This is a genomic window from Metabacillus arenae (assembly GCF_014773385.1).
GTDB classification, from domain to species: domain Bacteria; phylum Bacillota; class Bacilli; order Bacillales; family Bacillaceae; genus Metabacillus_D; species Metabacillus_D arenae.
Map to the genome: position 1 here is coordinate 22967 of NZ_JACXAI010000040.1, position 12034 is coordinate 35000.

Genomic DNA, 12034 nt, shown 5'->3' on the forward strand with positions numbered 1-12034 from the left:
ATAAATAAGATATTAAACGTTAATAAAAGATATATTTCTCATTATATAATAAATATGCTAATTTGATTATAAAGAATTTTTTGAAATTTCAGCCTTTATGCCAACCTAACTTCATTAATGTTTTTTATGAAGTTAAGACTAACACAATGGGAAGTTACTATATAAAAGTTGAAAGAGTTATGCTGAGGGGAAGTGTTGGATATCTCTGTACAAATTATTGTTATCATGGTGTATGCATTGTTAATGGTATTGCTAGCTATTTATTTTAGTAAAAAGGAAGTTAATAGTGGTGATGACTTCATTATTGCAGGACATAGGTTGCCGTTAATTGTAGTCATTGGAACGTTAACTGCATCGTGGGTAGGTTCAGGATCTCTAGTAGGGGGGGCAAGTTTTGTCTACCAGTACGGTCCTTTGGCTGCTATTTTTTATTTCTTGGGTGGGCCATTAGGGATTATAGCTATGTATTTTATTGCGGCTAAAACACGTGCATTAGCAAAAAGAACAGTACCTGAAATGCTAGAAGTGCGATTTGGGAAAAAAACAAGGCTCTTTTCTACTATATTTATTTTATTGACCTACATTAGTGTGTTATCCTACCAATTCATTTCAGGAGGGTACATCCTCCATATCACAACAGGAATACCGGAACAATTAGGATCGTTATTAACAGTTCTATTTGTTATTGTTTTAGCAGCTACAGGAGGATTGTTTTCTGTCTCCTATACAGATATGTTTAGTGCTTTATTAATTATTTTCGGATTTATAATAGCAGTTCCCTTTATTTTAGTTGAAGTTGGAGGCATATCAACCCTCGTTTCAAACCTACCTGATACTAAATTTACTGTTACAGGAGGATTAACACCTCTGCAATTAATCGGGTACTTCTTACCTTTATTGGTTTATATAATTGGTGATCAGAGCATGTTACAGCGTTTCTCTGCATCAAAGACAGAACAGACTGCAAGAAGATCTACAATAGGATTCTTTATTGGTGTGACAACAGTATACTGTCTGATTACTTTCTTTGTTACTGCTAGTATCGTTCTCTTACCGAATATTAAACCGGATACAGCTCTTATAGAAATTGCTAATCAAAGTTTGCCACTGCCAATCGGTGTATTGATACTTGCTGCTTTTACAGCATTATTGGTCACTACAGCTAACTCCTTCTTACTTTCAATGTCAGGAAACATTGTATATGACTTATATGGTCAATTTAAAGAAAAACTTCCAGAAGAAAAATATTTGAATTTTAATCGTGTAACAGTTGTAGTTATTGGAATTATAGCTTACTTGATGGCAACTTTTTTTACAAGTGTATTAGAATTATCTATTTTTGCGTATACGATGTATGGTGCATCAGTAACTCCAGTCATCTTAGCAGGATTCTTCTGGAAAAAAGCTACTCCTCAAGGTGCGTTAGCATCCGTTATAACAGGTGGGGTTTCGACAATTTTATTTGAAATTGTTGGAAATCCAATAGGTGGAAATACCATATTATTGTCGTTGCCAATTTCCATCATTGCTTTGGTAGGGGTGAGTTTATTAACACAAAAACACTCAGTACCTATCACTACAGACTCTATAAAACAATAAAATTAGTAAAAGGAAAGGAGTATGTTATGGAATACTATGATCTCTTATTTAGTGAGATAAAGGTTGGAAATCATACAGTGAAAAATAGGATTGTTTCAAGTGCACATGGGGAAGGGCTTGCAAAAGATGGACTAATCGATGAAAAATTTATACGGTATTATGAAAGAAAAGCCATGGGGGGAGCAGGGATTATTTTCACCTGTGGTTCAGGTACAGTATATGAAAAAGCCTCCCATCCTAAGTATGTCAGTCTTTGGAATTCTAAAAATGAACCCTATTTTATTGAATTGACTAAACGTGTACATACACATGGTGCAATAATATTGGCACAGGCAACTCACAAAGGAAGAAGAATAAGTTCAAAAATGACCGGTTACCCTATACAAGGTCCATCTGATATTCCTGAGAGTTTAAATGGAGAAATTCCTAAGGTCTTAAGTAAGGATGAAATTAAAGAAATAATTCAATCTTATGTATCGGCCGCCCAAAGACTTGAAAAATGTGGGTTTGATGGTATAGAAATCACTTCTTATGGTGGGCATTTGATTGAACAGTTTTGGAGTCCGGTCATTAATAATAGGGATGACGAGTATGGTGGGGATATAACGGGAAGAATGAGATTTTCTGTTGAAATCATAGAAGAAATCTATAAGGCTGTTTCCGAAAATTTTATTATTAGCTTCCGAATGACAGGAGATCCAAAAACGGATACTATTGGCTTATCCCAGGAAGATATGATTGAGATTGCTAGAAGATTAGAGAACTTAAACAAGATTGATTTATTCAATATAAGTGGTAGTACGGGAAACACTCTTGAATTACAAGCCGGAACAATCCCACCTGATCCATACCCTCTTGGGTGTTATAACGACATATCTAAAAGGATGAAGGAAGTTCTTTCCACACCAGTAATGGTTGCGGGGCGTATTTTACATCCGAAACAAGCAGAAGAAGCCTTGAAATTAGGGGATTGTGATCTTGTTGCGATGACTAGAGCAATTATCGCAGACCCCAATATGCCAAACCTTGCTTCTCGAGGAGAATCAAAACAAATACGTCCTTGTATTGGTACGAACCAAGGATGTATCGGTAGGACTTATGTAGGTTTAGCGATTGGATGTGTAGTAAATCCTGCTATTTCAGATGATACATTATATGATATGGCCCCTGTTGTTAATAAGCGAAAGGTTGTCATCGTGGGAGGGGGGCCAGCTGGAATGGAAGCCGCCCGTGTGTCAGCACAAAGAGGACATCAAGTTATTCTTTTTGAACGTTCCAGTAAGTTAGGTGGGCAAGTGAATTATGGAGTGAAACAGCCAAATCGACAAAATTATGGGTTACATCTAGACTGGCTTAAAAGGGAATTAGAAAGATTACAAGTTGAAGTGAAATTATATGTAGAAGTAACAGTAGATGACATTCTTCATACTTCTCCGGACACTGTTGTAATTTCTACAGGAGCAAAGAGCATTATTCCAATAGAAGATAAGAACGTAGAGACTTTATGTACTACTGATACGGAAGTGTTGGATGGCAAAGTAAATGACATTAAAGGTAAAAACGTCTTAGTTTACGATAGAGGAGCTCGACGAGGTGGATACATTGCTAATTATCTTGCAGAAGCAGGCGCAGCCAAAGTAGAACTATTATCCACACGTCAAACCGTGTGTGAAGAGCTTGATTCAACCAATCAACCGAGTATGTACCGGTCGCTTGCTAAAAATGGTGTGATTTATCATGCTAATCAATTATTACATGGAGTAAGAGATGGAACTATTGTAATCCAGGATGCATGGTCAGAACAACAACGAACCGCTGATGATATGGATCTAATTGTCTTTGCTGGGTTCAGCAAGTCTAATATTGATTTGGCAGAAGAACTTAAAATTAGAAAATTAGGAATCGATGTTCATATAATTGGAGATAGTGTGACTCCGAGAACAATGAGTGATGCAGTCTCTGAAGGGGTAAAATTAGGAAACAAAATAGGAAGTAGTATCTCTGACTCTCCAAGAGATATGAGTTTCAATCTTAAATAAAGGGATCCTTTAGGGGATTCAGCCGAGATACATGTAAAAATGGGTCATAGGCTTACTTTTATTTCAAAACCAATTGGGGGAACGCTGATATTATACGTTAAGCAAATGCAGAATTAAAAAAAGCTGATTTTTAAAGAATCGACTTTTTTTGTCTTACCCAACTCAAGTTTTACGTTATATTAAATTGCATGATATCTATTTTTTTAGTTTTGTCTACAAATTGTACCTAGTTTCATGCTGAATTATTTCCAATTAATCATCATTATAAATTAATAGGTATAGTTTGTTCTGGTACATTCCCTGGTTCAGTTGCATGGGGATTTGCTGAGTGCTCAAACGGCAAAATAAATAATATTTATCTAATGTTATATCAATTGATGGATATCGGTTATAAGATTCTTCAAGAGTAATAGCGCTAGTGCCTGATAATATGAAATAAAGACTTTTTACTTGCTGGTATAGATAAATGCGGATTTTGTACACTAAGGCAATTTCAATATAAAAAAGGCTGATTAACTGTACGATAAGTAATCAGCCTTTTATATTGTTAGCTTTTTAGTTTAACAATTGCAGCAAGGTACACATTGTTGTTTTTGAAACAGTTTTCTTGTAAATAGTGATTTGATTAAAAAACTCGTATTTCCAAGCTTCACGATTGATAAGGTCTTATTTGTGTTTTTGTTCTTCTAAGATAGATTGATACTCGTAATCATTCATTAGCGAACTCTCCCTTTACGTATTAACCGCAACACGTATTTATAGTAGGGGTAGGGAAACGATTCTAGTAATGAGGGGCCACATATTGATTATTACCCTGTTTAGAATGAACCTAGAATAAAAATAGACTTATCTCGGACTTACTCGAATTAAACCTTATTTTTGAACATAAGCTGGAGTTTTAGTTTTTAATTCTAATTGTTTTTTAAACAATATACAACTCAGATGAAACATATGAATTGTTAGATTAAAAAATCGCTTCTATTTTTCAGTTTGCTGCAATATCGTCTATATAACCTTTTGCTTTTATTTCTGCAATCCCTTTTTGAATATCTTTCATCCTCTTCGCATCAAGAGTATAGAATTTCATTGCTGTAATAGATACAAGTAAGCACAAAGCTGGTAAACCGAATGCTAATATTAACGTTGTAACAAACAATGGTGTTGTTAAGGTATCTCCAACCTCAGGGAATTGTGATTTGTATCCAATAATCCCAACAACAACTCCTACAATGGTAGGTGCTAATGATGAAACAAGCTGATCAATAAAAGAGAAAATGGTTCCCATCATACCTGGTACGTAACGTCCTGATTTGTGTGTTTCATAATCTGACACATCTGCGATCATCGGAACAACAAGCGTTGTTGGAATATTGGCAAAGCCTATTGCGAGTGTATATAAAACAATAAATAAGATAGTCGTAATACCGATATTCTTAAGTGTGATTGAAGATGGATTATCTACTAGTAAAAATAGGAAAATTAAACCTACAAAGGATACTATCCCAATCCATGCAGAGGTAACATATGATTTTTTTAAACCAGCCTTTCTAGCAATACTTACAACGTAAAAGGTAATTAATAGAGTAGGGATAATTGTAATCATACTAACTGTACCACTAAGTGAATAATCTCCTAGTAATATACCAAATAACATAACCCCTACTACGGAATAACGATTAATACTGATGGCTAGTTTATCAAATGATGCTGAGATGGAAAGCATTTGTAGTGGTCTGTTTCCTTTCACAACGCCCCAATATTCACGTAATGAGGTTTTTGTTCCCTCTTCTGCTAATCCATAGAATTCCTTCTTATCTTTTGACCAAATACCTACGATCGCGAGTATGGCACATATTCCTGAAAGAATAAGTCCATAACTATTCAATTCAGTAAATAAAGGTAAAGTAAAATTACCATGTTTTGAAATGAGATAGTTTGAAACAAAGATTTGTCCACCAGTAAAAACTCCGATGTTATAGATACTATCAAAAATGGCATAAAGCGGACGCTGCTTTGGATGATTAGTCAACACCGTTTGTCCTGCTTTTGTTACACTTGTTTGTAATGAATAACCAATTTTATTTATGATTAACATAGCCGTAAAGAAAATAAATTGCATCGATTCCGGCAAGAAATGAGTTACACTATAGATAATAATAATTGTACCAGCTGAAATAATATTTCCTATTACAATTAACGGTGTATACTTACCGAACTTAGACTCTGTTTTGTCAATGATATATCCTATGGCAGGGTCAATGATCCCATCAAATAGCCTTGCTGCCATTAAAACCGAACTTATAACCATAACAGCAAGCCCGGCAATCCCAGTAGCATAATAAGTGACAAATCCTAAAATAAATGCCTGAAGATTCGTTGATGTGTTATTTAAGGTAAAAAAGGCTATTTGCCATAATTTTGCTTTATTAGTTGCCTGTACATTATTATTTGTTGAATAAGACATACTCATTACCCCCTAATCAAATAAACGCTTTCATTTAAAAGAATTATAAAGAAATGTATCTGTCATTGATACTTTCCCATGCCTCCGTATACAAATTACCTGTTCGTTTGCTCCCTTCAATACAAATGTAAGCCCTTTCATAAACTGCTAAAAAAATCCCGGGAAAATTCTTTCTACTAATTCTTTCAACATGTACAATGTCAAAGTAATGACGCAATAAATACTTTGACATTGTGAAACTCCATTACTCTTTATAACCAAAGTCTGGTAATTCAGTCCAACGCTGCCTTAAGTGGTGTGCAGCTGCTTTTGGTTTACGATCACGAGTGAAAATACCTTTTTTATTCCCTTGAACACGGATGATTCCTTGACTTGTAGCGAAATCTGCAAAGTTCCACACTTGTTCACCAACAATTTCCCTATATTCATCAAAAACCTCATGATTTGCACGATAGAATTCCACCTGGAATTCTTCTGTAAACATAACAGGGTCCACATCATGCAAGCCAGCAATTGTATCTGCACCATACTCTGTGAACATAATTGGTTTTCCGGGACAGCGTTTTTTCCAGCCATCAAGTTCTTTACGAAGATATGCTTTGATAATATCCCACTCACCACCTTCGATATACCATCCATAGTAACGATTAAGAGCAAGTATATCGACAATTTCGGCGATCTGACACTTTTCTGGACTTGATTCTACATGAGTTACGATTGTAACTGGCCGCTTCTGTGGATCAACCTCTTTTGTCAAATTCACAAGGGGCTCAAAATATTCACGAGCACCTTCCTCCTCTGAAGCTGGTTCATTTGCAATAGACCACATAACAACGCTTGGATGGTTTTTATCCCTTGCAACCAAATTCTTAATAACTTGGCAATGATGGTCAAATGTACCAATATGTTCCCATGTATTTCGGAAGTTCTCTCCACCACGTAAAGTGGTCATAAAATTCAAATGAACACCAACAGCCGGAGTTTCATCAATAACTACAATACCTTCACGATCGGCCAAGCGCATGATTTCTTCTGAATAAGGATAATGTGACGTTCGAAATGAATTAGCACCAATCCATTTTAGTAAGTTGAAATCTATTACATTTGCAGCTTCGTCAAATCCTCTGCCATGAATAGCTGTATCTTCATGTTTTCCGAATCCTTTAAAATAAAATGGCTTATTATTGATTAGGAACTTACCATCTTGTACCTCAACAGACCGCACACCAAATGGCTGTTCGTAAACATCAACTACTTTTCCATCTTTAACAGCTTCAATTTTTAACGTATAAAGATATGAATGTAAAGGTTCCCACAATTTTACGTCTGATAGATAAAGAGATCCTTCTTTCCCTGATGCAGACGCTACAGTTAAACCGCTTTCATCTATGGCACTAACAGTTACTTCAGCATTTCCAACCATATCAACTTTAAATTGTATCGTCCCATTAATCTGGGTAACAACAGTAACATCCTGTACAAATGTTTTCGGTGTAGTATATATTTTTACAGGTCGATGTAAACCGGCATAATTAAAAAAATCAAAATTTGGCTGATTTTTTATTACTTTCCCTACACCTTCAATCTCATCCTCTTTGTAAAAACCAACAGGTAATGTTGTTTCATCTACTATATTGTCAACTGCAACAGTTAACCGATTTTTCCCGCTCTGCAAATATCCGTAAAGCTCTGCTTCAAAAGGTAAAAATCCACCTTTATGCTCAACTACAAGCTTCCCATTGATAAATACTTTTGCTTTATGTGTTGCTGATCCGAATCGAAGAACTATACGTTCCTTCGACAATAATTCTGGAACAACAAATTCACGTTCATACCAAACCAAACCAACATGATTACGGATATCACTTGTCACACCAATATCATTATAAGAAGATGGTACAGCGATATTGATCGTATCTTTTAAACCTGTTTCATACCATTTTTCCTGCAGTCCTTTACCTTTATCTAATTTAAATTGCCAGATTCCGTTTAAGTCTATAATACTGCGAGTTTCAGTAGTAATTGGGTATAACATACTAGTCGACTCCTCTTCTTTTTTTCTCCAAAATCGTTTTTAATGCGTTTCTGTAAACACTTTCAGAAGTTGACATCAAGCACCATTCAATATTCGCTTTTTCTTCTAGTATTTTACAAGAACAGTTTGTAGTTAATTTCTAAAATAATTATAGTTTTTATTTTGTATATATTATGGTATATTTTTTAGATTAAAAGTAAAAATTGCAGATGATTTAATACTTACTAATCCATACAGAATGGAGGGAATAAGAATGTCTCACTTAATAGTGGATTTAGAATATATTTGTAAACTAGCTTTTAATTTGTATAAAATACCAATCTATTTTTTTGATAACAAGGGAAATTTAAAACATAAAATATCTACAAATTTTACATCTAATCCTTTATTTTCATCAAATGAGGATATTATTGTCCAACTTTTTTCTGGAACAAACCTTTATCATTTCCCGATACTCAAGGAATCTGCGTACCTTGAAAAATATTTCTCGATTAATCTTTATTCAAATAATCAATTTAATGGAACGATTGTAGTAGGTCCAATTATGAATTTTAGGATGACAGAAGAAACCATTAATGGCATTTTTAAAGATCTTAAGATAAAAGTAAGCAAAGAAGAAATGGTATGTTATTATAATCAACTTCCCATAATAAATAATTTTGAGTTTATTAATATGAGCATGGTCCTTTATTACATCATTTATCAACAAAAACTAGACTTGGTAGAAATCTTGAAAAAAAATGAACAACTTGAAGAGAAAAGGATTGAAATAGAGCAATCTGATACTCAAATAACAGAACGACGCCAAAGTAATAAATTTCATACGGATATATCAGTTGAAAGGAATATGTTGCATTTGGTAAAAATGGGGAGAAAGGATGAACTTAGAGAAACGTTTCAGGCTATTCTAAAACAAGGGAAAATTGGAGTTCTTTCTAAGACCAGTTATTTACGAAGTCAAAAAAATCTAGGTATTGTGACCATTACACTTGCAACAAGAGCTTCAGTAGAAGGTGGACTTTTTCAAGAGATTGCCTACAACCTTAGTGATTTATATATCCAGAAACTTGAGGAACTAAATGAAAGTAAAGCAGTCATTCAATTAACAGAAAGTGCTTTATTAGATTTCGCAGAACGAGTTAAAAATACCAAAAAACATAAATATTCCCGGCCGATAAACATTTGCTTAAATTATATATTTACCCATATTTACGAAGATATAACCCTATCTCATCTAGCTGAATTAACATCAATGAATCCCAATTATCTATCTGTTCTTTTTAAAAAAGAAGTAGGTATTTCTCCCAGACGATATATCCATCAGACTAAGATAGACGAAGCGAAACACTTATTGACATATACGGAGTATACTTTGGCCGAGATTTCTAATCTTCTAAATTTCCATGACCAAAGTCATTTTATTAAAGTTTTTAAAAAATTTGCAGGGATAACACCTAAACAATTTAAAAATGGGAGTTAAAATACCTAGAGTAAATTAACATTCTCACAAATAAAAACTTTCTCTTTAATTCATAAGTGGATATAAGGGCTTTCAGAAAGATTTGAATTTACAACACTTTAAACAGTTTGAAGCCAAATGGTCGTCTCCATCAACTGCTCCCAAGGGCTAAACCAATAATGCCGGGTGAAACCTTCATTTGTCACAAGATGCTCGACGGCTTCTTTATCGGATACAGCTACAGTAGAAGGAATCATTAAGAAGTAAGAGAACCGATGACAGAAGAGCCTTTTGTCCTCCGGTTGATGCAGCTGCCAGGCTTCTTTAGAAGCTGAAAACGTTGATAAATCAACGATGTATAAAAACATGCATAAACGAGTAAAAACGTATAAGCCAAACCCTTGGTACATATGGGTTTAGCTCTTTTCGTTACTTCCTTATATTGTCTTTATGTTAACTAGATTTGTATAGAGTATGCATTCGATCCTTTGAGAGCTTTTTTAATTAATGGAGTGGTCTACAAAAAAGCTCAGACACCTTATCTCATGAAGACAGTAAGTTAAATTAGAAGGAGTGTCCAATTGAAGTACTATAGATTAATGCTATTTTCTGGGGATATACCTATACACTTTCTCTTTTTACCTATATAGGGGTACGGCAATGATTCATTCTTTTTCATGTCATAAGCCATCATTTTTTTTAACATAATCCAAATAATTTTTCTTATCCTCCAATTCCCGTTCCAAATAGCCGATGTATCCAAATAGTAAGTTGATGTCTTTAGCGGTTTCACCAGCTTGATGAAGGTATTTTTCTTTCAGTCTTTTCAAATCTCTTTTTACAATCCACTGTTCTTCGCGCTCCTCACCAGCCAGCTCAAACGCTTTTACGGTTTCATCGGGAATCAATTCAATCCCCATGAATCGTTTAATTTCTTTATCGCCTTTTCGATCAATATTATAAGCGTACCTTTTTAATTCAAGCTCAGTTAAGTAATCTGGACGAATTTTTATTGATTTTGGGATCACTCCCTGACGAGCAATAAATTCCTTTAACTGATCAACAACCTTCAAAACGATCCCCCCATTAACCTTTCTAATACAACCTATTCAAAAACGATGATGATCATCCATAACTCAAACAATTTTAGTAGAAAATGTTGAAAGCATAATAAGGGTGTTTAAAAACCTTATTCATATTCCTCTACTAAAGGTCAACTTAATGGATTAATACTTATGAGCTAATGTACCGATATAATGAAATGAGTTTAAGGAAATTCGTATCAGAGTGAATGCCAGGTCAAAAATAGGTTGCTATGTAGCCACCAATAGAGGCGGCTCTATTTCATTAACATGGAGGCTTTTTCTCATTAACCGATGGTCCCCAAAAAAACTAATCTGTTTCAAAGATGATCGACCCTGTTTTTGAAATATCGTAGCCTTCAATAGTATTAATTTTATTCTTAAATTCTGGTGAATTCAAAATCTTAAGTAAGGATTGAATTAATCCACTTTTTTCTTCCGACTTCATAATGACGATGTCATAACTTTCTTTAATCAAAGGGATAAAGTCAACTCCGACCATTTTTGAAGCCTTTTCAATTCCGATTCCTATATCAGCTATTCCTTGAGCAACAGCTGACGCAACACTGAAATGATTCGTTTCTTCGTTGTCATAGCCTTTAACCTCTTTTGAGCTAATATTGCGAATGCGCATTTGTTCATCTAATAAAACCCGTGCACCGGAACCCTTTTCACGATTAATGATGGTCACTTCTTCACGGGACAAGTCTTCCCAAGTTTGAATGTTCTTAGGATTTCCTGGCTTTACATAGAAACCTGCCGACCTTGAGACAAGGTTCATGACGATATATGAACGACCTGTTAGAATCCGTTTTATAAAAGGAAGATTATACTCTTTTGTATCTCCATCAAATAAGTGGCAGCTTACAATGGTACATTTTCCGTTGTACATAGAAATTAAGCTGTTTAAGCTCCCATTATAGTCGCGCAATGATTTAAAACCTTCAGCTTGAATGCTGTTTGCTAGTAAATCTAATGTTATATCTTGTCCGCTTATAATCACATTATTTTGTATGGAGGACTCTGCATCAGCTCTTTGAGGATGACTAATGTTTGCTTTTGGATTTATGCTTTTATTCTTAGATTTGGCAATATAATTTTCTAAGTCAATCGAATCAATTCGGTTCTGCCTGCCAACACGATAGGCAGGTAATTCACCTTTATTAATTAAGTCGTAAACTGTTAATTTAGACACTCTCAATAGTCGCGCAATTTCTTCAGTTGTATACGATCGTTCTTCCTTCACAAGCTTGTCACTCCTTTCCTTTATTTTATCTCTTTTAATAGAAGTTTTCATATGTTTAATATAATATTCAAATTTTCTGTTTTATTATTACATATAATTAGTTATAATCT

Annotated in this window: 9 protein-coding genes; 3 read left to right on the top strand and 6 right to left on the bottom strand. The window is 34.4% G+C overall.

What is annotated here, in order from left to right; genetic code table 11:
• The first annotated feature begins 195 nt into the window (after nucleotides 1-195).
• Together IC621_RS22470 and IC621_RS22475 are read left to right on the top strand one after the other, a co-directional pair.
• The gene (locus tag IC621_RS22470) at nucleotides 196-1599 is read left to right on the top strand and encodes a sodium:solute symporter family protein (RefSeq protein WP_224752739.1); all 1404 of its coding nucleotides are present in this window, start codon (nucleotides 196-198) and stop codon (nucleotides 1597-1599) included.
• A 26-nt stretch (nucleotides 1600-1625) separates the two neighbouring features.
• On the top strand, nucleotides 1626-3638 hold the full coding sequence (locus tag IC621_RS22475) for an oxidoreductase (RefSeq protein ID WP_191161667.1): 2013 nt from the start codon (nucleotides 1626-1628) through the stop codon (nucleotides 3636-3638).
• Between the two features lie 985 nt (nucleotides 3639-4623).
• Here IC621_RS22475 and IC621_RS22480 read toward each other — a convergent pair.
• From IC621_RS22480 to uidA, 3 genes are read right to left on the bottom strand one after another with little or no spacing between them, the layout of a single operon-like run.
• Nucleotides 4624-6102: an MFS transporter gene (locus tag IC621_RS22480; protein WP_191161669.1), complete on the bottom strand. Its 1479-nt coding sequence runs from the start codon at nucleotides 6100-6102 to the stop codon at nucleotides 4624-4626.
• A 43-nt stretch (nucleotides 6103-6145) separates the two neighbouring features.
• Nucleotides 6146-6334 (bottom strand): hypothetical protein, encoded by a 189-nt coding sequence (locus tag IC621_RS22485; RefSeq protein WP_191161671.1) that lies wholly within the window; start codon nucleotides 6332-6334, stop codon nucleotides 6146-6148.
• A 12-nt stretch (nucleotides 6335-6346) separates the two neighbouring features.
• Nucleotides 6347-8137 (bottom strand): beta-glucuronidase, encoded by a 1791-nt coding sequence (gene uidA, locus IC621_RS22490; protein WP_191161674.1) that lies wholly within the window; start codon nucleotides 8135-8137, stop codon nucleotides 6347-6349.
• A gap of 253 nt (nucleotides 8138-8390) precedes the next feature.
• On the opposite strand from uidA, the gene IC621_RS22495 reads away from it, so the two are divergent.
• On the top strand, nucleotides 8391-9617 hold the full coding sequence (locus IC621_RS22495; protein ID WP_191161676.1) for a helix-turn-helix domain-containing protein: 1227 nt from the start codon (nucleotides 8391-8393) through the stop codon (nucleotides 9615-9617).
• Nucleotides 9618-9715: 98 nt separating this feature from the next.
• Here IC621_RS22495 and IC621_RS22500 read toward each other — a convergent pair whose 3' ends face one another.
• From IC621_RS22500 to IC621_RS22510, 3 genes are all read right to left on the bottom strand, one after another.
• Complete coding sequence (locus IC621_RS22500; protein ID WP_191161678.1) at nucleotides 9716-10006, bottom strand: hypothetical protein; 291 nt, start codon at nucleotides 10004-10006, stop codon at nucleotides 9716-9718.
• Nucleotides 10007-10276: 270 nt separating this feature from the next.
• Nucleotides 10277-10669 carry a hypothetical protein gene (locus IC621_RS22505; protein ID WP_191161680.1) on the bottom strand — a complete coding sequence of 131 codons (393 nt, stop codon included), beginning with the start codon at nucleotides 10667-10669 and terminating at the stop codon, nucleotides 10277-10279.
• 319 nt (nucleotides 10670-10988) lie between these two features.
• The gene (locus IC621_RS22510; RefSeq protein ID WP_191161721.1) at nucleotides 10989-11948 is read right to left on the bottom strand and encodes a substrate-binding domain-containing protein; all 960 of its coding nucleotides are present in this window, start codon (nucleotides 11946-11948) and stop codon (nucleotides 10989-10991) included.
• Nucleotides 11949-12034 lie beyond the last annotated feature (86 nt).